We start from the raw sequence: 26553 nt of genomic DNA, 5'->3' as shown, positions 1-26553 counted from the left end.
TGGACTGCTGGCGCGGTCGGCGGGCGGCGGCTGCGGGCTGCGTGGGAGGTTCGGTCGCTAAGTTACGCTGCGAGCAGGCACCCCGGCAGTGCTTTCGTGTGACGATCGTAGGCCCGTGTTGACGGCTCGAATGCCAGGACGGTGGTAGTGTGCGCGCCTCCCTCATCCAGATCGCAGTAGACCCGGACGAATCCGTCAATTCCCGCAGGGACCGAGTCGCTTCCCTGGTCGCGGGCCAGCGCGGTGCCGATCTGGTGGTCCTTCCCGAGCTGTGGCCGGTCGGCGCGTTCGCGTACACCGCCTTCGCCGACGAGGCGGAACCGCTCCGGGGACCCACCCACGACCTGATGGCGAAGGCCGCGGCCGACGCCGGGGTCTGGCTGCACGCGGGCTCCTTCGTGGAGCGCGCCGACGACGGCACGCTCTACAACACCTCGCTGGTCTTCACGCCCGAGGGCGAGCGCGCCGCCGCGTACCGCAAGATCCACCGCTTCGGCTTCGACAAGGGCGAGGCGGTGATGATGGGAGCCGGCGAGGACCTGGTCACGGTCGCCCTGCCGCAGACCACGCTCGGCCTCGCCACCTGCTACGACCTGCGCTTCCCCGAACTGTTCCGCGGCCTTGTCGACGCCGGTGCGCAGACGCTCGTCGTCCCGGCGGGCTGGCCGGAGCGGCGCCGCGCCCACTGGACGCTGCTCGCCCAGGCGCGTGCCGTGGAGAACCAGGCGTATGTCCTGGCCGTCGGCACCGCCGGCACCCACGCCGGGGTCCAGCAGGCCGGGCACAGCATCGCCGTCGACCCGTGGGGCGAGGTGCTCGCCGAGGCGGGCGCGGACGAGGAGGTGCTCACCGTGGAGTTCGACCCGGCGAAGGTCGCCACCACGCGGGAGCAGTTCCCGGCGCTCAAGGACCGACGGCTGGGTCTCGCCCCGCCGTCGAGCGGCTGCTGACGCGTCGGTCGGACCGGACTTCGCATCACCGTCGGGCATCCGCCGGCGTATCCGTCGGACCGGGCCTCGCCCCACCGTCGGGCGGGGCCCGGTTTCACGTGAAACGTCCCGGTCGGCCGTCGTGCTCCTTGTCCGCGAGCACGATGACGCACACCGACACGGCGATGAGCAGTGCCGCGTCGGCGTCCTCCCGTACGACATCGATGCCGTACGTGTCCCGTACGGTCAGCCAACGGCGTGAGATCTGGGCCAGGAGTTCGCCGTCGTAGTCGATGGCGAACTCGCGGTCCAGGATCTTGCCGCTGACATCGAGCTCGGTGCCGTCGACCAGCGTCACCCGGTAATGGTTGCGCAGCAGCGAGAGCCGCTTCCGCTTGACCCTGGCGAGCTGCTCGCCGTCGCGCTCGATGAGCATCGTGTCGCGCAGGCTGAGCAGCTTCTGCCGGATCTCGACCAGGATCCGGCCCTGCGCGTCCTTGAGCTCGAAGGTGTCGCGCACCCGCATCGCCTTGCCGTCGACGAGGAAGACCTTGCGCCCGTCCGCGTCCTCGATCCAGTAGTCGTCGCCGACAGCGAACAGTCGCTCACGCACCAGGAATCTCATGGCTGACAGGTTCCCCCGGTGACCCCCCGGGATGCGTGAGACTCCCCGGGACGCGTGGGACCTCAAAAATGCCGGAGACCCTCCGGAATGCGGACGCACCACGGTGATGTTGACTTTTCACATGGCAACACGTGCGCGCGTCAGGGCCCCCGAGCTGGTCGGCAAGGGCGGCTGGCTCAATACCGGTGACCACCAGTACACCCTCGCTGACCTGCGAGGGCGCGTTGTCATTCTGGATTTTTGGACATTTTGCTGTGTGAACTGTCTGCATGTCCTCGATGAGCTGCGCGAGCTGGAGGAGAAGCACCGCGACACCGTGGTGATCATCGGTGTGCACTCGCCGAAGTTCGTCCACGAGGCCGAGCACCAGGCCGTCGTCGATGCCGTCGAGCGGTACGAGGTCCACCACCCCGTCCTCGACGACCCCGAGCTCGCCACCTGGAAGCAGTACGCCGTACGGGCCTGGCCGACGCTCGTCGTCATCGACCCCGAGGGCTATGTCGTCGCCCAGCACGCCGGCGAGGGCCATGCGCACGCCATCGAGAGGCTCGTCGAGGAGCTGGAGGCCGAGCACGCCGAGAAGGGCACGCTACGCCGCGGTGACGGCCCGTATGTGGCGCCCGAGCCCGTCGCCACGCATCTGCGCTTCCCCGGCAAGGCCCTGCTGCTGGCCGACGGCGGCTTCCTGGTCTCCGACACCACCCGGCACCGCCTCGTCGAGCTCGACCCCGACGGCGAAACGGTGCGCCGCCACTTCGGCACCGGGGACCGCGGGTTCGCGGACGGAGGACCCGACGAGGTGCGGTTCAGCGAGCCGCAGGGGCTCGCCGTGCTGCCCGACGGCCGGATCGCCGTCGCCGACACCGTCAACCACGCCATCCGCGCCCTCGATCTCACGACCGGGGTGACGACGACCCTCGCCGGCACCGGCCGCCAGTGGTGGCAGGGCTCTTCGACGACCGGCCCGGCGAGCGAGGTCGACCTCTCCTCCCCGTGGGACGTCGCCTGGTTCGCGGACCGGCTGTGGATCGCCATGGCGGGCGTGCACCAGCTGTGGTCGTACGACCCCGACTCCGGAACCGTGCAGGTCGCCGCGGGTACGACCAACGAAGGACTGGTCGACGGTCCGGCCGACGAGGCGTGGTTCGCCCAGCCGTCCGGGCTTGCCGCCTCGGCCGACGGCGACCGGCTCTGGGTCGCCGACTCGGAGACGTCCGCGCTGCGGTACGTGGACCGGGACGGGACCGTGCACACCGTCGTCGGCACCGGCCTCTTCGACTTCGGCCACCGCGACGGCGCCGCCGGCCAGGCGCTCTTCCAGCACCCGCTGGGCGTCACCGCGCTGCCGGACGGGTCCGTCGCCGTCAGCGACACGTACAACCACGCCCTGCGCCGTTACGACCCCGCCAGTGGCGAGGTCACCACGCTGGCCACGGATCTGCGCGAGCCGAGCGACGCGGTGCTGGTCGACGGCGATCTCGTCGTCGTCGAGTCCGCCCGGCACCGGCTGACCCGGCTGCGGTTGCCCGAGGAAGCCGTACGCGTCGCCGACCAGGCGCACCGCACCCAGCGCGCGGCCACCGAGATCTCCCCCGGCACGCTCCGGCTCGACGTGGTCTTCCAGGCGCCCGCCGGGCAGAAGCTGGACACCCGCTACGGTCCCTCGACCCGGCTGCTGGTCTCGTCGACCCCGTCCGAGCTGCTGGCGGAGGGTGCGGGGCCCGGCACCGATCTCTTCCGCGACCTGGTCCTGGCCGACGGCGTCACCGAAGGAGTCCTGCATGTGTCCGCGATGGCGGCGTCCTGCGACGACGACCCGGAGAACGAGTACCCGGCCTGCCACGTCCACCAGCAGGACTGGGGCGTCCCCGTCCGCGTGAGTGCGCAGGGAACGCCGCGGCTGCCGCTGGTGCTCGCCGGAATGGACGAGCAGGCCTGACGGACCGACGGGCTCAGAAGTCGTCCGCGCCGTTGCGCAGCTCGTACGTCCAGTAGCCGGTCGCCCACTTCGCCGGGTCGACGGCGATGCCCTCGCTGCCGGGCGCCTTCACGGTGGCCATGCCGCCGCCTCCCGTGAGCGTGACGGAGAACGCCGTGACAGGCTCGTTGTCCTCGTCGACCCCGCCGTCCGACAGCTTCACCAGCGCGTAGGCGGGGGCGCCCGCGGTGAGCACGATGGGCGTGGGCGGCTTGCTCTTGGCGACCGCCGGCACGTTCTCCTTGTGGCTCTCCAGGAACTGGATCTCCGGGAAGCCGTTCAGCCGGCAGCTGTGACCCGAGGTGTTCTTCGCGGTCAGGACGATGTGCGTGTAGGGCGGGCCGCCCTGGTAGGCGGCGCTGATGGTGACGTCCTTGGTGGTGCAGGTGGCGGCGGACGAGGAGGACGTTCCGGTGGATCCCTTCGCAGCAGCTCCCTTGGCGCTGCCGCTTCCCTTCGCGGCGGCGGTGTCCGTCACGGCACCGCCGGCCTGCGCGGTGTCGCCGGTCTGCGCGGACTTCGACGACTCCGCGGCCGGTGCGGAGCCGTTCGCCGGTCCGGCGGACTTCGTGCCGGCGTCCTCCCCGCCGCAGGCGGTGAGTGCCAGGGCGAGCACAGCGGTGGCGGCGGCGCTGAGGACCGTGGTGCGGCTGTGGAACGTACGCATGGAGATTCCCCCGAATATGACAGTGATGCGAAGGTCCGGGTTCCTGCGGCGAACCGCCCCTGACCTGCTGACATCCCTCAGTCTTCCGGCTGGCGCTCACGTTCTGCTGCCGCGCCGCTAACGTCCCGCTGACGTCCGCGCGGAACCCCCGGCGCAGGGAGGGGCGCGGCCCGCCCCGGAACGCGCTGCCGCGCGCCCCTGTGGCCCGCGGCTCACCCGTCGTCCGTGAGCCGTCGTACCGCCCGCTCGTACCGTTCGCGGTACCCCGTCTCCGCCGTCACCCGCAGCAGCGCTTCGAGGGCCCGTACCGCGCCCTCGTCGTAACCGGCGCGTTCAGCCTCGCCGGCCGCCCGGTCGAGCAGCCGGATGCCGTCGCTCTCCTCGCCGAGGGCAAGGCGCGCCCGGCCGCTGACGGTCAGCAGCAGGACCCGGCGAGCGGCCTCCTCGTGCTCGGGCCCCAGGTCGAGCGCAGTCCGGGCGGAGTCGAGGGCGTCCTTCGGGCGGTTCTCGTCGAGCTGTATCCGGGCGAGGTGCTGCAGGGCGAGCATCTCGGTGTGCGCGTCGCGCTCCTCGCGGGCCAGGCCGACGGCCCGCTCGCAGTCCTCCAACGCCGCTTCGAGTCCGCCTTGTGCGGCCTGGACGACGGCCAGGTTGATCAGCGCGGTCGCCTCACCGAGCCGGTCACCTGCCTGCCGGGCGAGGCCGGGAGAGCGTTCCAGCAGGGCGACGGCCTCGGCGGTCCTGCCCTCCTCGGTCAGCACCCAGCCCAACAGGTTGATCACCCGCGACTCGGCGTACGGATCGCAGCGGGCACGAGCCGCCTCCAGCGCGAGTTCCAGGAGCGGCGTCCAGCTGTCCCGTACCCGCCAGACCACCTGGGGCCACTGGAGCAGGATGATCCGCCAGGCCCGGTCGTCGAACCCGGCGGTCCGGGCCGCGACGGCCGCCCGGGCCAGATCGTCGCGTTCGGTGGCCAGCCAGTGCATCGCCGCCGCCCGGTCGGTGAAATCCCTTACGGCGGCTGGGCGGTGGTAGTCGTCCGGGAGGACGAAGCAAGGCTCACCACCGGGTTCGGCCGTGTCGGCGGCGGCGAGGGCGGTGGCGATGTAGTGGTCGAGAACACCGACGAGGGCCTCGGTCCCGGAGGCGGGATCGAGACCGTGGGCGTAGAGACGTACCAGGTCGTGCAGCACCCAGCGCCCGGGCGCCGTCTCGGTGACGAGATGGGCGGCGGCGAGCCGTTCCAGCGTGGCGGCGGCGGTGACCGGGTCCGTGCCGGCGAGTGCGGCCGCGGAGTACCGGTCGAAGTGGCTGCCGGGATGGTGGCCGAGCCGGGCGAACTGGTGGACCGCGTCGGGCGGCAGTTGCTGCACGGTCAGCCGCAGCGCGGCCGAGACCCCGGTGTCCTCCACATCGAGGTAGCTCAGCCTGCTGCGCTCGTCGGCGAGTTCGGTGGCCATCCGGGCGAGCGTCCACTGCGGACGCCCCGCCAGCCGGGCCGCCGTGACCCGCAGGGCGAGCGGCAGCCCGCCGCAGAGTTCGGCGAGCCGCTTGGCCGCCACGGGTTCCGCGAGAACCCGCTCCTCCCCGAGAACACCCGCCAGCAGGGCCGTGCCGTCCGGGTGCCCGAGAACGTTCAGCGGGACGGGACGGGCCGCGTCCGAGACGATGAGGCCCTCCAGTCGGTTCCGGCTGGTGACGACCGTGACGCAGTCGGTGCCACCCGGCAGCAGCGGCCGGATCTGGGCGGATTCACGGACGTTGTCGAGGATGACGAGCAGACGGCGCCGGTCGGTCAGGGAACGGAAGAGCGCGGCGGCGGCCGAAACGGACTCGGGGATGCGGCGCGGTGCGACGCCGAGCGCGAGCAGGAACTCACGGAGGACGTCGAGGGGGACGGGCTCGCCGGTGTCGCTGAACCCGCGCAGATCGGCGAAGAGCCGTCCGTCCGGGAAGGCCCCGGGGTTGCGGTGCGCCCACTGCAGGGCCAGCGCGGTCTTTCCCACGCCGACGGGTCCGGTGATCAGGCAGACCGGTGCCTCGCCCGCCGTGGCTCGGGAGAGCGCGGCCAGTTCGGCGACGCGCCCGTGGAAGCCGCGTGGCGCACGGGGCAGCAGGTCCGCGTGGTGCGTCATGGGGAGGGGGCGCCTGCCGGTCCGGCCGGGTCCCTGCAGGGTCTCGGCCGCCGCAAGGACGGGGCCGGACCCGCCGGTGGGGGCGGCACGGTCCAGGTCCCGGGCCGGGGCGGGGTCCTGATCACCGTTCCGGGCCGACCGCCCGGCCGTGCCGGCAGCCGGCGGCCTGCCACGACCGGCCGGCCGACCCGTCCCGGCATCCTCCGCAGGCATCTCGCCCTGCAGGATCAGCGTGTACGCATCCGCCAGCTCGCGCCCCGGATCGACCCCCAGCTCGTCGGCGAGCAGCCGCCGTGTGCGGTGGAACCAGTCCAGCGCCTCCGACTGCCGTCCCGCCCGGTACAGCGCCGTCATCAGGGCCGCAGCCAGCGATTCCCGCATCGGATGCATGACGGCCTGGGCCTTCAGCACGGCGGCGGCCCGGTGATGTTCGCCCAGCGTGGCGTACGCGCGCGCCATGTGTTCGACCGCCGCCAGCCGCGACTCCTCCATCGCCTGCGCGGCCGCCTGCAGCGGCGGACTCGGGAACGCGCCGGTGAGCGCGGGACCCTGCCACAGCGACAGGGCCTCCTTCAGCATCACTATGGCATCGGCGGGGCTGCGCTGCTCCCGCGCCAGCATGAGCAGTTCCTCGAACCGGTGGGCGTCCAGCAGACTTTCCGGCATCCGCAGAACGTACGAGGATCCGTGGGTGTCCAGGACGACCCCGTACTCGTCCGCACGGTTGCCGGTGAGCAGGGCGCGCAGCCGTGAGACGTGCCCCTGTACGACCGTACGGGCATGTGCCGGTGGTTCGTCCTCCCACAGGGCGTCCATCAAGTGGCTCATGGGGACGGGAGCGTTGGGGTGCAGGAGCAGTGCGGCGAGCAGACTGCGGCGCTTGGCGGGGCCGAGCGGCAGATCACCGGTTTCGGTGGCTACGGACACCGCGCCGAGCAGGCGGAACTCCACTGATACTCCTCCGCGGGCAAAGAACCCAGATTACCGCCCGGGGCCACGCGGAACCGCTGTGAGCGGCGCCGCAACAGAAAAGAGGCCGGAGTCGGTTCAGAGGCCGCGGCGCTCGTCGTCGGACAGGACCGTGGTGCTGGGCGGTACGACCAGCCGGCGGCGCCGCGCGATACTCGCGTGGACGAAGACGCCGACGATCATCATGATCCAGCTGACCAGGTCGACATTGACGGTGTCCATCTTCCAGTCGGTGGCGAAGGTGAGTACCGCTCCGACGGCGATGAGGATGATGCACCCTCCGAGTCCCATGGGTCACGCCTCCTCGGCGGCCCGGAGGCTCCGGGCCGGTGTACGGATCGCGTACCCGGCCCGGCAACAACCATGTGCGGAAGGCCGATCAGCCGGCCAGGAACGACGCCAGCGCGTTCGCCAGCAGATACGGGTCGTCCGCGCCGCACAGCTCACGCGCACTGTGCATCGACAGGATCGCGACGCCGATGTCCACGGTCTGGATGCCGTGCCGGGCCGCGGTGATCGGGCCGATCGTCGTGCCGCACGGCATCGAGTTGTTGGAGACGAACGTCTGCCAGGGCACGCCCGCCTTCTCGCACGCCGCCGCGAACACGGCCCGGCCGCTGCCGTCCGTCGCGTACCGCATATTGACGTTGACCTTGAGGATCGGCCCGCCGTTCGCGACCGGGTGGTGCGTCGGGTCGTGGCGCTCCCCGTAGTTGGGGTGGATCGCGTGACCGGTGTCGGAGGAGAGGCAGACGGTCCCCGCGAACGCCCGGGCACGGTCCTCGTACGTACCGCCGCGGGCGAAGACGGAGCGCTCCAGCACCGTGCCGAGCAGCGGGCCGTCCGCGCCGGTGTCGGACTGCGAACCGTTCTCCTCATGGTCGAACGCGGCCAGCACCGGGATGTACGGAATCTCGTCGTCCGGCTGTCCGGCGACGGCGGCGAGCGCTGCCGTCGCCGCGTGCACGGAGAGCAGGTTGTCCATCCGCGGCCCGGCCAGCAGCTCGCGGTCCCGGCCCAGGTAGGCCGGCGGCTCCACGGCGTGCGGCATCAGGTCCCAGCCGGTCACGTCGTCGTCGGCGACACCCGCCTCCTCGGCGACGAACCGGATCAGGTCGCCCTCCTCGACGTCCCCGAGCCCCCAGATCGGCTGCATGTGCTTCTGCCGGTCGAGCTTGAGGCCGTCGGTGTTGGCCGACCGGTCCAGATGCACGGCCAGCTGAGGCACGCGCAGCAGCGGCCGGTCGATGTTGACCAGCCGGTGCGTGCCGTCGCGCAGGCTGATCCGGCCCGCGAGACCGAGGTCCCGGTCCAGCCAGGTGTTGAGCAGCGTGCCGCCGTACACCTCGACGGCGATCTGCCGCCAGCCGTACGACCCCGTGTCGGGCAGCGGCTTCACCCGCAGATTCGGCGAGTCGGTGTGCGCCCCGGCGATCCGGAAGGGGGTGTGCGCCCCGGCACCTTCCGGCACGTACCAGGCGACGATCGCCCCGCCGCGCAGCACGTACTTCCCGCCGGTGGAAGCGTCCCAGGCCGCGGTCTCCTCGACCTGTCGGAAGCCGGCCTTCTCCAGCCGCGCCGCGGCGGTGGCCACGGCGTGGTACGGGGAGGGGCTGGCCATCAGGAAGGCCATCAGGTCGTCGGTGTGACCGCGGTCGAAGCGGAGGGGAGAACTCATGTTCTTCACTGTAACGAGGCCGGACCGGCCGGATTCACCGTCGCCCCGCGGCCGGCTGCGGCGGGCGCCGTACGTGGTCGCCCGCTCAGCGGCCGGGGAGCGCAGCGGAGGGCGTCTCGCCGTTCTGGGCCTGCTGCGCCCGCTCGGCGAACATGGCGGCGAACTCCTTGACCTGCTTGTCGGGGACGACCGCTGTGCCCGTGGTGCCGGTACTGGGCCCGGTCCGTCCGGGAGACCAGGTCTACAGCCGGTCGATGGCGGTCAAGTCGATGTCGATGTCGTACGGAGCGGAGAGCTTCAGCCGGTCGTGGTGGACGCCGGTGGAAACGTATTTCTTGTTGACCGGGTCGAGTGCGTAGGTCCAGACCACGGGCCGGTCGTTCTCGGCCATCTCGACGAGCCAGAAATTCGGGATGCCCGCCCCCGCGTACTTGTGCGGCTTGGTGTCGCGGTCCCTCGCCTCGGAGTCGGGCGAAACGACCTCGACGGCGAGCAGGACATCGGTGGCCTGGTAGCGGGTCTGGCGCTGATCCCCGTCCGCTTCGGCCGTCACCACGACGAGGTCGGGCTCCGGGACGTTGCGCTTGCCGAGCACGACGGCCATTTCACGGCGAACGCGCAGATCATCAGGAACGTGGCTGCGCAGCCCCTGTTCCAGCAGATACGTCGCCAGCGTGTGGAACTTCCGCTGCGGACTCACGAAAACCAGGCTCCCGTCGATCAGCTCTGTGTGCGGCGGGAGGTGGTGAAGCGTGAAGAGATCATCCACGGTGTAGCCGTCCGGCGGCGGGACCGGCCACGGGGAATCGTCGCGCCGCGGCTGCGACGCTTCGGGCAGTGCCTCGGCGGTCATGGTTCCTCCCATGGACGGGATTCTCGGCCGTGCACTCAGCGTACCCAGCTGATACGACAGCACCGCCACCCGAAAGTTCCGGGTGACGGTGCGTGTTGACGATCTCGGGCGGGGCCTAGAACGCGGCCTCGTCCAGCTCCATCAGCGAACCGTCGACCGCCTCGGCGAGCGCGCGCTCGGCCGAGACGCCCGGCAGGACGTTCGCGGCGAAGAACTTCGCGGCGGCGATCTTGCCCTGGTAGAAGGCGACGTCCTTCGCGGAGGCGGTCGGCAGCTTCTCGGCCGCCACGGCCGCGCCCTTCAGCAGCAGGTAGCCGACGACGACATCGCCGGAGGCCAGCAGCAGGCGGGTGGTGTTGAGGCCCACCTTGTAGATGTTCTTGACGTCCTCGCCGGTCGCGGTGAGGTCGGCGACCATCGTGCCGACGATCGCCTCCAGGTCCACGGCCGCCTTGGCGAGCGAGTCCAGCGCGCCGGACAGCTCCTCGTTGCCCTGGGCGCCCGCGAGGAACTTCTTGATCTCCTCCGACAGCGCGTTGAGCGAGGCACCCTGGTCACGGACGATCTTCCGGAAGAAGAAGTCCTGGCCCTGGATGGCCGTCGTGCCCTCGTAGAGGGTGTCGATCTTGGCGTCCCGGATGTACTGCTCGATCGGGTACTCCTGGAGGTACCCGGAGCCGCCGAACGTCTGGAGCGACTGCGCCAGCTGCTCGTACGACTTCTCGGAGCCGTAGCCCTTCACGATCGGGAGCAGCAGGTCGTTGAGGCCGTGCAGCGCCTTCGCGTCCTCGCCCGCGGCCTCCTTCTCCTGGATCGCGTCCTGGACGGAAGCGGTGTACAGCACGAGGGAGCGCATGCCCTCCGCGTACGCCTTCTGCGTCATCAGCGAACGGCGCACGTCGGGGTGGTGCGTGATGGTGACCTTGGGCGCGCTCTTGTCCATGAAGTTCGCCAGGTCGGTGCCCTGGACGCGCTCCTTGGCGTACTCCAGCGCGTTCAGGTAACCCGTCGAGAGGGTGGCGATGGCCTTCGTGCCGACCATCATCCGGGCGAACTCGATGATGCGGAACATCTGGCGGATGCCGTCGTGCCTGTCACCGATCAGCCAGCCCTTGGCGGGGTGCTGGTCGCCGAACGTCATCTCGCACGTGTTGGACGCCTTGAGGCCCATCTTGTGCTCGACGTTCGTCGCGTACACGCCGTTGCGCTCGCCCAACTCGCCGGTGGTCCAGTCGAAGTGGAACTTCGGGACCATGAAGAGCGACAGGCCCTTCGTGCCGGGGCCTGCGCCCGCGGGGCGGGCCAGCACGTAGTGAATGATGTTCTCGGACATGTCGTGCTCGCCCGAGGTGATGAAGCGCTTCACACCCTCGATGTGCCAGGAGCCGTCCTCCTGCTCGACGGCCTTCGTGCGGCCGGCGCCGACGTCCGAACCGGCGTCCGGCTCGGTCAGCACCATCGTCGAGCCCCACTGCTTCTCGACGGCGATCTCGGCGATCTTCTTCTGCGCCTCGTTGCCCTCGTCGAAGAGGATTCCGGCGAACGCCGGGCCGGAGGAGTACATCCACACGGCCGGGTTCGAGCCGAGGAGCAGCTCCGCGTAGGACCAGATCAGGGAGCGCGGCGAGGTGGTGCCGCCGATCTCCTCGGGCAGACCCAGGCGCCAGTACTCGGAGTCCATGAAGGCCTGGTAGGACTTCTTGAAGGAGGCCGGGACCGGTGCGGTGTTGGTCTCCGGGTCGAAGACCGGCGGGTTGCGGTCGGCGTCGGCGAACGAGTCGGCGAGCTCGTTCTCGGCGAGGCGGTTGACCTCGTCGAGGATGCTCTTCGCGGTCTCGACGTCCATCTCCGCGAACGGTCCGGTGCCGTACAGCTTGTCGCGCCCGAGGACCTCGAAGAGGTTGAACTCGATGTCGCGGAGATTCGACTTGTAGTGCCCCATGGGAAGGCTCCGTAATCAATAGCAGTGGCGCACAGCGCCCCGGGGAGGGGTGAGGGCCGGGCGGGCGACGAGCTGGCGGTGCGTATATCAGCTGACCTCACCGATGATGCTACCCGTCAGTAATAAGACGCAACCCCTCAAGGGCCTGATGTGTCCGATTACTCTTTGCGGTATGTACGGCTACGACCAGAACCAGGGCGCACAGCAGCAGATGGGTGGCGGCTACGGCGAGCAGCCGCTGTATCCCGAGCCCTCACCGCCCTCCCTCGGTGATGCGGTACGGGCCTTCACCACGGGTTCTCTGTCCGCCGAGGACTTCCAGCAGATCTTCGCGTCGTCGAAGGTCTACTGCCCGCGCGGCGACAACCCCGGCTTCCTCGCCCTGCACAACACCCAGCAGCCGGTGATCCCCATGTTCACCACGCTCAAGGAGCTGCGGCTGTACGCGGGCAAGGAGTCCAAGTACTTCGTGATCACCGGCGCCGAGGTGATCGATCTGCTGCCGACCGGCTACGGCTTCGTCCTCGACATGGAGGGCGAGCACCGCATGGTCTTCGACGCCAAGGCCGTGGAGCAGATGGTCGACTTCGCGATGCGTCGCATGTATGGCTAGGTGCTTCGCAGACGTCTGATTCCTGACCTTCGAGAAGGGGTCCGTACCTGTCGGGTGCGGGCCCCTTCTCGTTGTCCGGGGAGGTCCTGCGGCGGTGCGGGAATGCCGCGGCCCTTGCAAGATGTTCACTGTTCAACTAAATTGAAGTCAGAACAATCCCGGAGGTGGCTCCCATGCCCGCAGTGACCGTCGAAAACCCACTGACCCTGCCCAAGGTCGCCGCCTCGGGCGACGCCACGGCCCGTCCCGTGCTCGCCGTCACGACGGCGCCGAGCGGATTCGAGGGCGAAGGCTTCCCGGTTCGCCGCGCGTTCGCCGGGATCAACTACAAGTACCTCGACCCGTTCATCATGATGGATCAGATGGGTGAGGTGGAGTACCAGCCCGGAGAGCCGAAGGGCACCCCGTGGCACCCGCACCGCGGCTTCGAGACCGTGACGTACCTGATCGACGGAACCTTCGTCCACCAGGACAGCAACGGTGGCGGCGGCACCATCCGCAACGGTGACACCCAGTGGATGACGGCCGGATCCGGCCTCCTGCACATCGAGGCGCCGCCGGAGTCCCTCGTGATGTCGGGCGGCCTCTTCCACGGGCTGCAGCTCTGGGTGAACCTGCCCAAGGCCGACAAGATGATGGCCCCCCGCTACCAGGACATCCGCGGCGGCCAGGTCCAGCTCCTCGCCTCCCCGGACGGCGGCGCGCTGCTCCGCGTCATCGCCGGCGAGCTCGACGGGCACGAGGGTCCGGGGGTCACCCACACCCCGATCGCGATGATCCACGCCACCGTGCGCCCCGGCGCCGAGGTGACCCTGCCGTGGCGCGAGGACTTCAACGGACTTGCGTACGTGATGGCCGGGCGCGGCACGGTCGGTCAGGAGCGCCGCCCCGTCCACATGGGGCAGACCGCCGTCTTCGGCACCGGCTCCTCGCTGACCGTCCGCGCGGACGAGAAGCAGGACGGCCACACCCCGGACCTGGAGGTCGTCCTGCTCGGCGGCCGCCCGATCCGGGAGCCGATGGCGCACTACGGGCCGTTCGTCATGAACAGCCAGGCCGAACTGAAGCAGGCCTTCGAGGACTTCCAGGCCGGCCGCCTCGGCACCGTGCCCGCAGTCCACGGCATGGGTGAGTGATCTGGGTGACGGGTCGTTCTGACGGCCCGTCACCCATTCGGTCGTACAGGCGGGACACAGCTCCCGCACCGTGATCGGGTGGGAGGGTGGATAACCGGAAACCCCTCCTGCCCGACATCGCCCGGCGAACAGCCGCCTGGTGCGCCGTGCTTCTGCTGGTCACCGGCGTTGCCGCGGTCGCCATCTGGCTGTGCATCATCTTCAAGACGGCCGTCACCCCGGTGCTGCTCGCACTGCTCGGTACGGCGCTGCTCGGTCCCGTCCACCGCTGGCTGGCCGCCCGAGGGGTGAACCGGTCGTTGGCCGCCGGGCTCACCTGCGCGCTGCTCGTCGCGATCGGCGGCGGCGCCGGGTACATCGTCGTCACCGCATTCATCGACACCGGCGATCAGATCGTCCATTCACTGAAGGACGCCGGGCAGTGGGTCATCGACCACTTCGGGATCGCCCGGAACACCAATGTGGACGCCCTCGTCACCAACGCGCGGAAACTCGTCGAAAAATTCGGCGCGAGCGCCGCGGGCGGACTGCTCACCGGGATCAGCCTGATCGGCTCGCTGATCGCGACCAGCGTCCTCGCCCTGCTGCTGACCTTCTTCTTCCTGCGCGACTCCGACCGCGCCGTGGACCTCGCGCACTCCGTCGCCCCGCGCGGCACCGGTGACCTGGTCGAGGCGATGGGGCGGCGGGCGTTCGAAGCGGTCGAGGGCTTCATGCGCGGCACGACGTTCATCGCGCTGATCGATGCCACCTGCATCACCGTAGGTCTGTTGATCCTGCGGGTTCCCGGGGCAGTGGGGCTGGGGGCGCTGGTCTTCGTCGGCGCGTACATCCCGTACCTCGGGGCGTTCATCTCGGGCGCCGTCGCCGTTCTGGTGGCTCTCGCCGACCGGGGGTTCGTGATCGCGCTCTGGGCGCTGGGGATCGTCCTCGCGGTACAGGTGCTGGAGGGCCATGTCCTGCAGCCGATGATCCAGAGCCGTACGGTCCAGATGCACCCGGCCACCATCATGATCGCGCTGACTGCGGGCGCGAGTGTCGCGGGTCTGCTGGGCATGCTGCTGGCGGTACCGGTGTGCGCGGCGGCATTCGGCATCATCGGCGAACTCCGCACGCGCGACGCCACGGACGAGCCGCCGTCCGCCCCACCGGGCCCGTCCACCCCGCCGGGCCCCTCCGGCGGCTGAGAGCCTGTCCTCGTCGCCCATGGTGTGCCCGTGGTGCCCGATGATCGTCAGGCGGTCGCCCGCGACACCGAAGACGGCGAGCCCGTCCGGCGAGAACCCGGGCATGGAGAGCGACGCGGCGACCCGCAGCACCTCGGCGGTCGACCGGGCCTCGGCCAGCGCCCGCCCCTCGTCCAGGAGGAACGCCTCCCGGGAGCGGCGCCAGTCCCCGGTGATGGGGGTGTGCGCGCCGGTGGTTCCCGGCTGCGGCTCGGCGACCTCCTGGAGCGTGCCGACCAGCACGTAGTCCTCGCTGCCCGTCGGCAGTGGTTTGGAACGGGTGCGTACGGTACGGAGCACCCGCCCGCGGTCGTCCACGATCCGCAGCCGCGCCTCGGCCAGGGTGCCCTCGACGACCGCGAGGTTCACCACTCCGTAGATTTCGTTCCAGTCGACCGGATGGAAACGCGCGCGCACCGCGGCCTCCCGGAAGACACCGGCTTCGGCGGGCAGCTACAGCAGCCGGGCCGCCTCCGCGTCGAGCGTGACGGTCCCGGCTCCGTTGTCCCAGCGCCACAGGCCGGTCGCCGTCGCGGCCAGGACGTCCTCGGTGCGCATTGCCCCACTTTAGGAATATGTGCTCGGCTGACGCCACCGAGGACGGCCGCCGGCAGGCTCCCGCGGAGCGCCCCGGCCACGCCGGATGATCTTGCCTGGGGTTATGGCAATGAAGTGGTGCGGCCGTGGGCGGTAGCCTGGGGAGGCTGAATCCACCAAACCGCGAAGACTGGATGAACGACGATGCATCGGTACAGGTCCCACACCTGCGGCGAGCTCCGCGCCTCTGACGTCGGCACCGACGTCCGGCTGAGCGGCTGGCTGCACAATCGTCGAGACCTGGGCGGCATCCTCTTCATCGATCTGCGCGACCACTACGGTCTGGTGCAGCTCGTCGCCCGCCCCGGCACGCCCGGCAACGAAGCCCTGTCGAAGCTCACCAAGGAGACCGTCGTCCGGATCGACGGCAAGGTCTCCGCCCGCGGCGCCGACAACGTCAACCCGGAGCTCCCGACCGGCGAGATCGAGATCGAGGTCGCCGAGGTCGAGGTGCTCGGCGAGGCCGCCCCGCTGCCCTTCACGATCAACATCGAGGACGGGGTCAACGAGGAGCGGCGCCTGGAGTACCGCTTCCTCGACCTGCGCCGCGAGCGCATGCACCGCAACATCATGCTGCGCTCCGCCGTCATCGCCTCGATCCGCTCGAAGATGGTGGCCCTCGGCTTCAACGAGATGGCGACCCCGATCCTCACCGCGACCTCCCCCGAGGGCGCCCGTGACTTCGTCGTCCCGTCCCGGCTGAACCCCGGCAAGTTCTACGCGCTGCCGCAGGCTCCGCAGCAGTTCAAGCAGCTGCTGATGATCTCCGGCTTCGACCGCTACTTCCAGATCGCGCCGTGCTTCCGCGACGAGGACGCCCGCGCCGACCGCTCCCCCGGCGAGTTCTACCAGCTCGACGTCGAGATGTCGTTCGTCGAGCAGGAGGACGTCTTCCGGCCGATCGAGAAGCTGATGACCGAGCTCTTCGAGGAGTTCGGCAACGGCCGCCACGTCACGTCGCCGTTCCCGCGGATCCCGTTCCGCGAGTCGATGCTGAAGTACGGCAACGACAAGCCGGACCTGCGCGCCAAGCTGGAGCTCGTCGACATCTCCGATGTCTTCGCGGACTCGGAGTTCAAGGCGTTCGCCGGCAAGCACGTCCGCGCCCTTCCGGTGCCGGACACCGCGGGCCAGTCCCGTAAGTTCTTCGACGGTCTGGGTGAGTACGCCGTCGAGCACGGCGCCAAGGGTCTCGCCTGGGTCCGCGTCGGCGAGGACGGCACCCTCGCCGGTCCGATCGCCAAGTTCCTCACCGAGGCGGACATCAAGACCCTCACCGAGCGTCTGTCGCTCGTCCCGGGCCACGCCGTCTTCTTCGGCGCCGGTGAGTTCGACGAGGTCTCCAAGATCATGTCGGCCGTCCGGGTCGAGGCCGCCAAGCGCGCCGGCCACTTCGAGGAGGGCGTCTTCCGGTTCTGCTGGATCGTCGACTTCCCGATGTACGAGAAGGACGAGGAGACCGGCAGGATCGACTTCTCGCACAACCCGTTCTCGATGCCCCAGGGCGGCCTGGAGGACCTGGAGACGAAGGACCCGCTGGACATCCTCGCCTGGCAGTACGACATCGTCTGCAACGGCATCGAGCTGTCCTCCGGCGCCATCCGTAACCACGAGCCCGAGCTGATGCTCAAGGCGTTCGAGATCGCCGGTTACGACCGCGAGACCGTCGAGCACGAGTTCGCGGGCATGCTCCGCGCGTTCCGTCTCGGCGCCCCGCCGCACGGTGGCATCGCCCCCGGCGTCGACCGCATCGTGATGCTGCTGGCCGACGAGCCGAACATCCGCGAGACGATCGCCTTCCCGCTCAACGGCAACGCACAGGACCTGATGATGGGCGCGCCCACCGAGCTGGACGAGGGTCGCCTGCGTGAGCTGAACATCCAGCTGCGCAAGCCGGTCGCGGCGGCGAAGGACAAGACCGAGAAGTAGACCGGTCCCGGACCACCGAGGTCCGCTTCCGTTCCACGTGAAACAGCCCCCGGCCGGCGGTCGGGGGCTGTTTCACGTTCTGCCCCTGGTTGACCGTCCTGCACAGCAACGCACAGCTCACACACACGCCCCTGCCAGCTCCCCTGCCTAGCCTCACTCTCCACGACAGAGACTCAGGGACCCGCACACAAGAAGGACATGACGCGTCGCCGGGCGGTACCACATGGCGCGTGGCGTCGTCGGCTCGATCACGATGGGTGTGGACCCGGACGAGACGCACGACGGAACGGACCTCTGACCCTCCGGTCCTCCGCGGAGTGGAAGGGCCCGGAACCGGCTCGACCGGGCACGGTTCCGGGCCCTTTCCGTGCCTGCGCGTCGGCAGCTGAACAGCGGGACACGCCCGCAGCGACAAAGAGAACCTGATCGGATGCGGCCGGATGGCCGCTTTGTCTGATTAGTCGGGAGTGGAGTCGGCAAAGACTGGCTCGGGGACTTGGCGCGGGGACTCGCCTCCGCCGCCTTCGACACCGACCCCTAGGAGAGCCCTCGTGCCCGAACGCGTGTCACGTCCACGCAGGTCCAGACGTCCGCCGTACGCCGTCTGTGCCGCACTGTTCCTCGTGCTGACCGGGTGCGGTGCCTCAGGCACCGCACCCGCCGCTGTCCCCGGCGACGGCTCCCACGCCCCCGCACCCGCCGGTACGTCCGGTGCGGCGGGCCCGGTTGCCGCCGCCCGTGGACCGGCCGCCCCCACGCGTCCTCGCGAGATCCGGTTGCTGGGGCGGGGGATCAGGGCGGCGATCCCGGCCGATTCCCGGCAGGCGCTGGTCGTCACCGGGGACTCACCCGACTCCAGTCTGGCCACCGCCGTCCTCTACACCCGTGAGGGCTCCATGGCGGGCTGGCAGCCGGCCCTGGGCCCGTGGCCCGCCCACAACGCCCTGAAGGGCTGGACCGACGAGCACCGGGCGGGTGACCTCCGGACCCCCATCGGGGTCTACGGGCTGACGGCCGCGGGCGGTCTGCGCGCCGCCCCGGGCACCGCGTTCCCGTACGAGCAGAACCCGCTCTTCAACGTCAGCGGCGAAGGGTTCCACGGGGACTCCCTGGAGGGGTCCTTCGACTACGTCATCGCCATCGACTACAACCGCATCCCCGGCGCCTCCCCGCTGGACCCGACCCGTCCGCTCGGCGAGGAGCAGGGCGGCGGCATCTGGCTCCATGTCGACCACGGCGGACCGACCCAGGGCTGCATCTCGATCCCCGAAGACCGGATGAGGGAACTGCTGCGCGCCCTCGACCCGGCAAAGGTGCCGGTGGTTGTCATGGGCGACGCTGCGGCCCTGGCCCGCTGATGACCTCAGGCACCCGAGGAGCCCGCATACGTGAGTGGCCCGCACCGTCACCGGACGCTGTTGGTAACCAACAGCGTCCGTCACCGGTCCGGGCCCCTCTTCTGCGTGGCGAGACCTACGCGGGCTTCTCCTCCAGGCGCGGGAACAGCACCGCACCCTTCGTCACCGTCGCGCCCGCCGGCAGCTGACCCCAGTTGCCCGCGTCCTGCACGAGCTGGTCGGGCAGAGCGCCCAGGGACGCTTCGGCGCCGAGGGACTCCCACAGCTTCTGCGAGGTCTCCGGCATCACCGCGTTCAGCAGGACCGCGACACCGCGCAGCGCCTCGGCGGCCGTGTACAGGATCGTCGCGAGGCGGGCCCGGCCCTCGGGGGACTCGTCCTTGGCGACCTTCCAGGGCTCCTGCTCCGTGATGTAGCCGTTGACCTGCTTCACGAAGTCGAAGATCGCCAGGATGCCGGCCTGGAAATCCACCTCCTCGCCGATCTTCCGGTCGGCCGTGGCGACGGCCTTCGCAAGACCGTCCTGGACGGCCTTCTCGGCCTCACCGGCGGCCGTGGCCTCCGGGAGCGCCCCGCCGAAGTACTTGCCGACCATGGCGGCGACGCGCGAAACGAGGTTGCCGTAGTCGTTGGCGAGCTCGGAGGTGTAGCGGGCGGTGAAGTCCTCCCAGGAGAACGAGCCGTCGTTGCCGTACGCGATCGCCCGCAGGAAGTACCAGCGGTACGCGTCCACACCGAAGTGCGAGGTCAGGTCCTGCGGCTTGATGCCGGTCAGGTTCGACTTCGACATCTTCTCGCCGCCGACCATCAGCCAGCCGTTGGCCACGACCCTGCCCGGCAGCGGCAGACCCTGCGCCATCAGCATCGCGGGCCAGATGACCGAGTGGAAGCGGAGGATGTCCTTGCCGATCAGGTGCACATCGGCCGGGAACGTCCCGTCGAACTTCTCCTGGTTGGCGCCGTAGCCGACCGCCGTCGCGTAGTTGAGCAGCGCGTCGACCCACACGTAGATGACGTGCTTCTCGTCCCACGGCACCGGGACGCCCCAGTCGAAGGTCGAGCGCGAGATCGACAGGTCCTGCAGGCCCTGCCGGACGAAGTTCACGACCTCGTTGCGGGCCGACTCGGGCTGGATGAAGCCGGGGTTGTTCGCGTAGAACTCCAGCAGCTTCGGGCCGTACTCGCTCAGCTTGAAGAAGTAGTTCTCCTCCTTGAGGATCTCCACCGGCTTCTTGTGGACCGCGCACAGCTTCGTGCCGTCCTCCGCCTCGATGAGGTCGCCGGGGAGCTTGTACTCCTCGCAGCCCACGCAGTACGGGCCTTCGTACCCACCCTTGTAGATCTCGTCCTTGTCGTACAGGTCCTGCACGAACTCCTGCACACGGTCCGTGTGCCGCTTCTCCGTCGTGCGGATGAAGTCGTCGTTCGCGATGTTCAGGTGCTCCCAGAGGGGCTTCCAGGCCTCCTCGACGAGCTTGTCGCACCATTCCTGCGGGGTGACGTTGTTCGCCTCGGCAGTGCGCATGATCTTCTGACCGTGCTCGTCCGTGCCGGTGAGGTACCACACCTTCTCGCCGCGCTGGCGGTGCCAGCGGGTGAGCACGTCGCCTGCGACGGTCGTGTAGGCGTGGCCCAGGTGAGGAGCGTCGTTGACGTAGTAAATGGGGGTCGAGACGTAGTACGCCGTCGCCCCCTGCTTCTCGGATCCAGTGGCCGCCATGGTCGAAATCCTAACGGCCCGTGGGTGATCCACTCACACCGATAAACGTTGCCCGGCCATGGAGACCTTTGCGAAACATGCCTTCCGGTAGCAATGGCCCATCCTGGGAGCGATCGGACAGGCATGCACGAGGCAGGGGACATCACGATGCGGGTACTGGTCGCCGAGGACGAGGAGATCCTGGCGGAGCTCGTCGCCACCGGTCTGCGTCGGGCGGGGTTCGCCGTCGACACCGTCTACAGCGGGGACGCGGCCGTCGCCTACCTGGGGCTCCACGACTACGACGTCGTCGTCCTCGACCGCGATCTGCCGCGGGTGCACGGCGACGACGTGGCGCGCGGACTCGTCGCCTCCGGCTCGCGCACCCGGATCCTGATGCTCACGGCTGCCGGTTCCATGGAGGACCGTGTCTCGGGTCTCGACCTCGGCGCCGACGACTATCTGGGCAAGCCGTTCGAGTTCCCGGAGCTGGTGTCGCGGGTGCGGGCGCTGCGGCGGCGCAGCGCCCGGCCCGTGCCGCCGCAGCTGCAGCGGCACGGCGTCCGGCTCGACTCCGTACGGCGCACCGCGTCCCGCGACGGCCGGGAGCTGGACCTCTCGCCGAAGGAGTTCACGGTGCTGCAGCTGCTGCTGGAGGCGGACGGCGGGACGGTCAGCGCGGAGGAGCTGCTGGAGCGCGCCTGGGACGCCAACGCCGACCCGTTCACCGGCGCCGTCCGCGTCTGCATGAGCAAGCTGCGCGGGAAGCTCGGGGAGCCCGCCCTGATCCGTACGGTGCAAGGTGTGGGGTACGCCCTGTGAAGCGACCGTCGGCCGTCCGGCACGCCACGATCCGGACGCGGATCGCGCTCGTGTACGGCGGGGTGTTCCTGGTCCTCGGGACCGCGCTGCTCACCACCGTCAACCTTGCCTCCCGCGCCGGTACGGACTCGCAGGCCCGCGCGATCGCCGCCACCGCCGCCGTCATCCAGCCGGGCTACGCGGTGAACGGTCCGCTCATCACCCGGCGGAGCCTCGGCCCGCCCACCGTCTACGACCTCACCGACCATGTCAGCGACGCGGCCGGCCACCAGCTGCTGATCTGGTCCGCGGCCGCGCTGCTCGTGATGACGGCGTGCGCCGTCGGGGTGGGCTGGTGGACGGCGGGGCGGGTACTGCGGCCCGTCCACGCGATGACCGCGAAGGCGCGCCGCCTCTCCGAGCACACGTTGCACGAACGGATCGCGTCGAGCGGACCCGATGACGAGCTGAAGGAGCTCGGTGACACGCTGGACGCGCTGCTGGCCCGGCTGCAGAAGGCGTTCGACAGCCAGCGGCGGTTCATCGCCAACGCCTCGCACGAGCTGCGGACGCCGCTGGCCACCCAGCGGGCCGCGATCCAGATCGGACTGGACGACCCGACCCCTGAGGATCTCGTACGGACCAGGGAGACGCTCCTCGACAACAACCGGCGCAGCGAGCGGCTCATCGAGGGGCTGCTGGTGCTGGCGCGCAGCGAGCGGGGGCTCGCGGCGGGCGAGCGGGACGCGGTCGATCTCGCACAGGTGGTGGCGGAGGAGGCGGCCCGGTATCCGGGTGTGCGGGTCTCGGCGCAGCCGTGCGGGATACGGGGGAACCGGCTGCTGCTGGCCCAGCTGGTGGCGAACCTGCTGGCCAACGCGGTGACCTACAACGTGCCCGACGGGACGGTGGAGGTGTCCGTCGCAGGGGACGGGGCCGATGAGCCGGTCCTGGAGGTGCGCAACACCGGGCCGGTGGTGGCGGAGGCGGACATCCCGGGGTTCTTCGAGCCGTTCCGGCGGGGCGAGGGCCGGGACCGGATGGGCCCCGGCTCCGGACTCGGTCTTTCGATCGTGCGTTCCATAGCGGTGGCGCATGGCGGTACGGTCACGGCGGTGCCGCGCCCCGGGGGCGGGCTCGCCGTGACCGTACGTCTGCCGGTCGACCTGCCCGGTCAGCCCTTGTCGGCGGCAGTCTCGCGGGTGGCGAGCCAGGCGGGGAGCGCGGCGAGAAGCTCCTGGTAGAGCGTGGCGTCCGGCACCTCGCGCGGGGCGGGGCCCGCGTGGAAGAACGCGGCGTTCGGGGCGTCCAGCTTCCGCAGGAAGTCGAAGCCCTTCGCGTCCTCCTCGCCGAACGCGACGAACTGGAAGAACAACGGCAGCCGCGCCGCCTCGACGAGCGCCTGCTTGGCGGGCTGCTTGGTGTCCGGCGGGCCGTCCGTCTGGAAGATCACCAGGGCGGGACCGGTGGCCTCCGACTTCTCGTAGTGCGCGACGACCTCCTCGACGGCACGGTGGTAGCTCGTACGGCCCAGACGGCCGAGCCCCGCGTGCAGCTCGTCGATCCGGCCCTCGTGAGCGGTGAGGTCGACCGTGCCGGTGCCGTCGATGTCGGTCGAGAAGAAGACGACGGGCACGGTCGCGTTCTCGTCCAGGTGCGCGGCGAGGGCGAGCGTGCGGTCGCCCAGGTGCTGGGCGCTGCCGTCCTTGTAGAACGGCCGCATGGAGCCGGAACGGTCGAGCACCAGGTAGACGGTGGCGCGGAGCCCGGTCAGCCCGTGTGCCTCCAGTGCGGCCTGGGCAGCCTTGTACGGCTCGGCGAGCGCAGGTGCACTGGACGTGACCCGGGCGAGGGGGAGGGCGGGGGTGGGCTCGTCGGCGGCGGGTGCGGGGGCCTCGGAGGGTACGTCGGTGACGGGCGCCTCTGCGGCGGGTTCCGGTGCGGGCTCGGCGACCGGTGCGGGAGCGGGGTCGACCGCGGCGGCGACCGGTGCGGGCTCGGGTGCGGAGGCCGGAGCGGTCGGCTCGGGCTCGGCCGGGGTCTCCGGCTCGGCCTCGGCCACGACGACGACCGTCTCCGGCTCGGCCGGGGCCTCCGGAGCGGTCGGCTCGGGCTCGGCCGGGGTCTCCGGCGCGGCGGCCACGGCGACCGGCTCGGCCTCGGACTCAACCTCGGCGGCGACCGGTTCGGCTTCAACCTGGGCCTCGGCGGCGACCGGCTCGGCCTCAACCTCCGCCTCGGGCACCGCAGTGACCGCCTCCGCTTCCGGCTCCACCGCGGCCTCGGGAGCAGCCTCCGACTCGACTTCGGCGGCGACCGGCTGGGCCTCGGCGGCGGCCTCCCGCTGGGCTTCGGCGGCGTCCGGTGCTGCCTCGTCCTCGCCCTTGGCGGCGACCGGCTCAGCCTCGGGCTCGGCCTCGGCGGTTACCTCCCGGTGGGCCTCGGCGGCGACCGGATCGGTCTCAACCTCGACCTCGGCGGCGACCGGCTCAGCCTCGGGCACCGCAGTGACCGCCTCCGCTTCCGGCTCCACCGCGGCCTCGGGAGCAGCCTCCGGCTCGACTTCGGCGGCGACCGGCTCGACCTCGGCGGTGGCCGGTGCGGCCTCGGCCTCGCCCTCGGCGGCGGCCGGTGCGGCTTCAACCTGGGCCTCGGCGGCGACCGGCTCGGCCTCAACCTCCGCCTCGGGCACCGCAGTGACCGCCTCCGCTTCCGGCTCCGCAGCGATCGCCTCCGCGACCGGCTCCACCGAGACCTCGGCCGCGGCCGGCTCCGGGGCCGAGCCCTGGGCCGGAACCGTGGGGGTGTACTTCGGGGTGGGGGCCGATGCCCTGTCGAAGGCCTCCGCCACCAGGTCCGCCGCCAGTCCGCTCTCGGGCGAGGTGGACCGGCGCGAGGCGGGAGCGGGCACCGAGGCCTTGGCGGGCGGGGTGGATGCCGCCACCGTCTCGTCCGCCGTCACCGTCACCGCGACGGGCTCCGACTCCGTCGGCCCGGTGCGCTCCGTCTGGGGCGGGACCGTGGCCGTCGTCGGTTCGTCCTGCTCCGCGCGGTCGCGGCCGAACACCTTGCGCAGCAAGCTCCGAATGCCCATGGGCGAGGCCTTTCGCATGAGTTGGGTGCGATGAATGTCCGTACTGCGGGAATTTATCCCTGGCCAGGGCGGATACGTAAGGTTAGCGGCCGGATCCGGCCGTTCGTTGGTGCGGCCCGCGCCCGTGTCAAACGGACAGCGGTGGCCCTGACTTCACTCCCCGTTCATGCGGAGTCCCTCGTACCGCGTGACTGCGCACCTACCGTCACGCGTGACACACATATGGAGGGAAAAACCGTGCGCAACCTGCTGCCGCTCATCAGCTCGCACCCGGGCGGGCGCTCTGCGCTGACCTGCCGCTACCGCTGTGGCGACGCCTGCTTCCAGGAAATTCCGAACACCAGCGACAACGAATACGTCGGTGATGTCATCGCCGGTGCCCTCTCGCGCCGTTCGATGATGCGTGCCGCAGCCGTGGTGACCGTCGCCGCTGCCGCCGGGACGACCGTCCTGGCCGGCCCGGCCGCGCCGCAGGCCGAGGCCGCCGCGCTCGCGGGCCACGGGCACACGCCGGACGGGCCGACGGCTCCCGCCGCCTCCGGCGCCCGTGGTCTGCGCTTCGAGCCCGTCGCGCCGAACAAGGACGACAAGGTCACCGTCCCGGACGGCTACGACCAGAATGTCGTGATCCGCTGGGGCGAGCCGATTCTGCGCGGCGCTCCCGCCTTCGACCCGGACAAGCAGTCCGCGAAGGCGCAGGCGGGCCAGTTCGGTTACAACAACGACTTCCTCTCCCTGCTCCCGCTCCGCGGTGAGCACGGCCGCCAGGTCCTGGTCGCCAACCATGAGTACACGGACGAGAACCTCATGTTCCGTGGCTACGATCCGGCCAACCCGACCCGCGAGCAGGTCGAGATCGCCTGGGCCGCGCACGGACTTTCCGTAGTCGTCGTCCAGGACGAGAGCCGCACCGGCAAGCTGTCGCCGGTCGGCCGCCACCCGCTGAACCGCCGCCTCACCGCGACCAGCGAGTTCGAGGTCACCGGCCCGGCCGCGGGCAGCCCCCTGCTCCGTACGTCCGCCGACCGCACCGGCCGCAAGGTGCTCGGCACGCTCAACAACTGCGCGGGCGGCACGACCCCGTGGGGCACCACGCTGCACGGCGAGGAGAACTTCAACCAGTACTTCGCCAACGGCTCCAGCGCCACCGACAAGCGGTACGGCATCGCGACCGGCGCCACCGAGCGCAAGTGGGAGCGTTTCGACAAGCGGTTCGACCTGGCGCAGGAGCCGAACGAGGCGCACCGCTTCGGCTGGGTCGTCGAGCTCGACCCGTACGACCCGGAAGCGACGCCGCGCAAGCGCACCGCGCTCGGCCGCTTCAAGCACGAGGCCGCGCAGCCCCGCCTGACCGCCGACGGCCGGCCGGTCGTCTACATGGGTGACGACGAACGCTTCGACTACTTCTACAAGTTCGTATCGTCGAAGAAGATGAAGAAGGGGAACTCGCGGGCCGCCCGCGAGCACAACCTCACCCTCCTGGACGAGGGGACGTTGTACGTCGCCAAGTTGACCGGCGACTCCCCGGCCGCCGAGATCGACGGCACCGGGAAGCTGCCCTCCGACGGTGAGTTCGACGGCAGCGGCGTCTGGATCCCGCTGGCGACGGGCAACACGTCCCACGTGCCCGGGATGACCGCCGAGGAGGTGTACGTCTTCACACGGCTGGCCGGTGACAAGGTCGGCGCCACGAAGATGGACCGCCCCGAGGACGTCGAGCCGTCGCCGCGCACCGGCCGGGTCTATGTCGTGCTGACGAACAACACCGATCGCGGCAAGCCGGGCAAGGCGGGCGCCGACGAGGCGAACCCGCGCAACCTGAACAAGCACGGCCAGATCCTGGAGCTCGCCGAGCAGAGGGACGACCCGGCCGGCGACACGTTCGCCTGGCGGCTGTTCCTCGTCGCGGGCGACCCGAACGACCCGGCGACGTACTTCTCCGGCTTCCCCAAGGAGAAGGTCAGCCCCATCTCCTGCCCGGACAACGTGGCGTTCGACCCGCACGGCAACCTGTGGATCGCCACGGACGGCAACCAGCTCGGCTCGCACGACGGCCTTTTCGGGGTCGCCACCCAGGGCGAGCGGCGCGGTGAGCTCAAGCAGTTCCTGACCGTGCCGAGCGGCGCCGAGACCTGCGGTCCGCTGGTCCAGGACCGCCGGGTGCTTGTCGCGGTGCAGCACCCGGGCGAGATCGACGGCGCGTCCGTCGAGAAGCCGGCGAGCAGCTGGCCGGACGGTCCGGGCAGGATCGTGCGCCCGTCGGTCGTCGCCGTCTGGCGCGAGGACGGCAGCGACATCGGCGTCTGAGCCCCGCCCGCGCAAGG

General features: G+C 70.5%; 19 protein-coding genes and 1 pseudogene. 10 read left to right on the top strand and 10 right to left on the bottom strand.

All coding sequences use genetic code 11. The features are described 5' to 3' along the window. Positions 1–149 precede the first annotated feature (149 nt). Complete coding sequence (locus ACWD6R_RS08500; RefSeq protein WP_451818000.1) at positions 150–950, top strand: carbon-nitrogen family hydrolase; 801 nt, start codon at positions 150–152, stop codon at positions 948–950. 94 nt (positions 951–1044) lie between these two features. Here ACWD6R_RS08500 and ACWD6R_RS08495 read toward each other — a convergent pair whose 3' ends face one another. Then, entirely contained in the window at positions 1045–1554 is a 510-nt protein-coding gene (locus ACWD6R_RS08495; protein ID WP_451817999.1) for an LURP-one-related/scramblase family protein, read from the bottom strand. A gap of 121 nt (positions 1555–1675) precedes the next feature. Between ACWD6R_RS08495 and ACWD6R_RS08490 the strand changes: the two genes are divergently transcribed. Continuing rightward, on the top strand, positions 1676–3493 hold the full coding sequence (locus tag ACWD6R_RS08490; protein WP_451817998.1) for an NHL domain-containing thioredoxin family protein: 1818 nt from the start codon (positions 1676–1678) through the stop codon (positions 3491–3493). 13 nt (positions 3494–3506) lie between these two features. Here the strand turns inward: ACWD6R_RS08490 and ACWD6R_RS08485 are convergent, their stop codons facing one another. The 6 genes from ACWD6R_RS08485 to ACWD6R_RS08460 form a co-directional block, all read right to left on the bottom strand. After that, positions 3507–4199: a DUF4232 domain-containing protein gene (locus ACWD6R_RS08485; RefSeq protein ID WP_451817997.1), complete on the bottom strand. Its 693-nt coding sequence runs from the start codon at positions 4197–4199 to the stop codon at positions 3507–3509. 212 nt (positions 4200–4411) lie between these two features. Continuing rightward, on the bottom strand, positions 4412–7285 hold the full coding sequence (locus ACWD6R_RS08480; RefSeq protein WP_451817996.1) for an AfsR/SARP family transcriptional regulator: 2874 nt from the start codon (positions 7283–7285) through the stop codon (positions 4412–4414). 96 nt (positions 7286–7381) lie between these two features. Then, positions 7382–7594 (bottom strand): DUF6458 family protein, encoded by a 213-nt coding sequence (locus tag ACWD6R_RS08475; protein WP_451817995.1) that lies wholly within the window; start codon positions 7592–7594, stop codon positions 7382–7384. Positions 7595–7682: 88 nt separating this feature from the next. Beyond that, on the bottom strand, positions 7683–8981 hold the full coding sequence (locus ACWD6R_RS08470) for a M18 family aminopeptidase (RefSeq protein ID WP_451817994.1): 1299 nt from the start codon (positions 8979–8981) through the stop codon (positions 7683–7685). 241 nt (positions 8982–9222) lie between these two features. Further along, positions 9223–9846 carry a Uma2 family endonuclease gene (locus ACWD6R_RS08465; RefSeq protein ID WP_451817993.1) on the bottom strand — a complete coding sequence of 208 codons (624 nt, stop codon included), beginning with the start codon at positions 9844–9846 and terminating at the stop codon, positions 9223–9225. Between the two features lie 103 nt (positions 9847–9949). After that, a complete protein-coding gene (locus ACWD6R_RS08460; protein WP_451817992.1) occupies positions 9950–11776 on the bottom strand; it encodes an acyl-CoA dehydrogenase in 1827 nt (608 codons plus the stop codon). Between the two features lie 172 nt (positions 11777–11948). Between ACWD6R_RS08460 and ACWD6R_RS08455 the strand changes: the two genes are divergently transcribed. From ACWD6R_RS08455 to ACWD6R_RS08445, 3 genes are all read left to right on the top strand, one after another. Continuing rightward, complete coding sequence (locus ACWD6R_RS08455) at positions 11949–12389, top strand: SseB family protein (protein ID WP_037701899.1); 441 nt, start codon at positions 11949–11951, stop codon at positions 12387–12389. A 173-nt stretch (positions 12390–12562) separates the two neighbouring features. Continuing rightward, entirely contained in the window at positions 12563–13525 is a 963-nt protein-coding gene (locus tag ACWD6R_RS08450) for a pirin family protein (RefSeq protein ID WP_451817991.1), read from the top strand. Between the two features lie 86 nt (positions 13526–13611). Beyond that, positions 13612–14712, top strand: a complete 1101-nt coding sequence (locus tag ACWD6R_RS08445; RefSeq protein ID WP_451817990.1) for an AI-2E family transporter — start codon at positions 13612–13614, stop codon at positions 14710–14712. A 6-nt stretch (positions 14713–14718) separates the two neighbouring features. Here ACWD6R_RS08445 and ACWD6R_RS08440 read toward each other — a convergent pair. Further along, positions 14719–15309: pseudogene (locus tag ACWD6R_RS08440) on the bottom strand (phosphatase); the annotation flags it as partial. Positions 15310–15492: 183 nt separating this feature from the next. On the opposite strand from ACWD6R_RS08440, the gene aspS reads away from it, so the two are divergent. Both aspS and ACWD6R_RS08430 read left to right on the top strand, forming a co-directional pair. Next, positions 15493–17277 carry an aspartate--tRNA ligase gene (aspS, locus tag ACWD6R_RS08435; RefSeq protein ID WP_451817989.1) on the top strand — a complete coding sequence of 595 codons (1785 nt, stop codon included), beginning with the start codon at positions 15493–15495 and terminating at the stop codon, positions 17275–17277. Between the two features lie 551 nt (positions 17278–17828). Continuing rightward, on the top strand, positions 17829–18635 hold the full coding sequence (locus ACWD6R_RS08430) for a L,D-transpeptidase family protein (RefSeq protein WP_451817988.1): 807 nt from the start codon (positions 17829–17831) through the stop codon (positions 18633–18635). 115 nt (positions 18636–18750) lie between these two features. On the opposite strand, the gene metG is transcribed toward ACWD6R_RS08430, so the two are convergent. Next, positions 18751–20355 (bottom strand): methionine--tRNA ligase, encoded by a 1605-nt coding sequence (metG, locus tag ACWD6R_RS08425; protein ID WP_451817987.1) that lies wholly within the window; start codon positions 20353–20355, stop codon positions 18751–18753. A gap of 147 nt (positions 20356–20502) precedes the next feature. Between metG and ACWD6R_RS08420 the strand changes: the two genes are divergently transcribed. Then, entirely contained in the window at positions 20503–21156 is a 654-nt protein-coding gene (locus ACWD6R_RS08420) for a response regulator transcription factor (protein ID WP_451818054.1), read from the top strand. Next, positions 21153–22379, top strand: coding sequence for a sensor histidine kinase (locus ACWD6R_RS08415; protein WP_451817986.1), 1227 nt, complete (start codon positions 21153–21155; stop codon positions 22377–22379). The genes ACWD6R_RS08420 and ACWD6R_RS08415 overlap by 4 nt, the downstream gene beginning before the upstream one ends. Here ACWD6R_RS08415 and ACWD6R_RS08410 read toward each other — a convergent pair. After that, a complete protein-coding gene (locus tag ACWD6R_RS08410; RefSeq protein ID WP_451817985.1) occupies positions 22310–24229 on the bottom strand; it encodes a VWA domain-containing protein in 1920 nt (639 codons plus the stop codon). The genes ACWD6R_RS08415 and ACWD6R_RS08410 overlap by 70 nt on opposite strands. A gap of 237 nt (positions 24230–24466) precedes the next feature. Between ACWD6R_RS08410 and ACWD6R_RS08405 the strand changes: the two genes are divergently transcribed. Next, positions 24467–26536 carry a PhoX family protein gene (locus ACWD6R_RS08405; RefSeq protein WP_451817984.1) on the top strand — a complete coding sequence of 690 codons (2070 nt, stop codon included), beginning with the start codon at positions 24467–24469 and terminating at the stop codon, positions 26534–26536. The last annotated feature ends 17 nt before the right edge of the window (positions 26537–26553 follow it).

It is taken from the genome of Streptomyces sp. NPDC005151 (assembly GCF_053599875.1).
This window is presented reverse-complemented; position numbering and strand designations above follow the sequence as displayed.

Bases quoted from the DNA above. Each gene is read 5' to 3' on its own strand.
- ACWD6R_RS08495 (WP_451817999.1), bottom strand. From the start codon at position 1,554: ATGAGATTCCTGGTGCGTGAGCGACTGTTCGCTGTCGGCGACGACTAC.
- ACWD6R_RS08490 (WP_451817998.1), top strand. From the start codon at position 1,676: ATGGCAACACGTGCGCGCGTCAGGGCCCCCGAGCTGGTCGGCAAGGGC.
- ACWD6R_RS08485 (WP_451817997.1), bottom strand. From the start codon at position 4,199: ATGCGTACGTTCCACAGCCGCACCACGGTCCTCAGCGCCGCCGCCACC.
- ACWD6R_RS08475 (WP_451817995.1), bottom strand. From the start codon at position 7,594: ATGGGACTCGGAGGGTGCATCATCCTCATCGCCGTCGGAGCGGTACTC.
- ACWD6R_RS08470 (WP_451817994.1), bottom strand. From the start codon at position 8,981: ATGAGTTCTCCCCTCCGCTTCGACCGCGGTCACACCGACGACCTGATG.
- ACWD6R_RS08465 (WP_451817993.1), bottom strand. From the start codon at position 9,846: ATGGGAGGAACCATGACCGCCGAGGCACTGCCCGAAGCGTCGCAGCCG.
- ACWD6R_RS08460 (WP_451817992.1), bottom strand. From the start codon at position 11,776: ATGGGGCACTACAAGTCGAATCTCCGCGACATCGAGTTCAACCTCTTC.
- ACWD6R_RS08455 (WP_037701899.1), top strand. From the start codon at position 11,949: ATGTACGGCTACGACCAGAACCAGGGCGCACAGCAGCAGATGGGTGGC.
- ACWD6R_RS08450 (WP_451817991.1), top strand. From the start codon at position 12,563: ATGCCCGCAGTGACCGTCGAAAACCCACTGACCCTGCCCAAGGTCGCC.
- aspS (WP_451817989.1), top strand. From the start codon at position 15,493: ATGCATCGGTACAGGTCCCACACCTGCGGCGAGCTCCGCGCCTCTGAC.
- metG (WP_451817987.1), bottom strand. From the start codon at position 20,355: ATGGCGGCCACTGGATCCGAGAAGCAGGGGGCGACGGCGTACTACGTC.
- ACWD6R_RS08420 (WP_451818054.1), top strand. From the start codon at position 20,503: ATGCGGGTACTGGTCGCCGAGGACGAGGAGATCCTGGCGGAGCTCGTC.
- ACWD6R_RS08410 (WP_451817985.1), bottom strand. From the start codon at position 24,229: ATGGGCATTCGGAGCTTGCTGCGCAAGGTGTTCGGCCGCGACCGCGCG.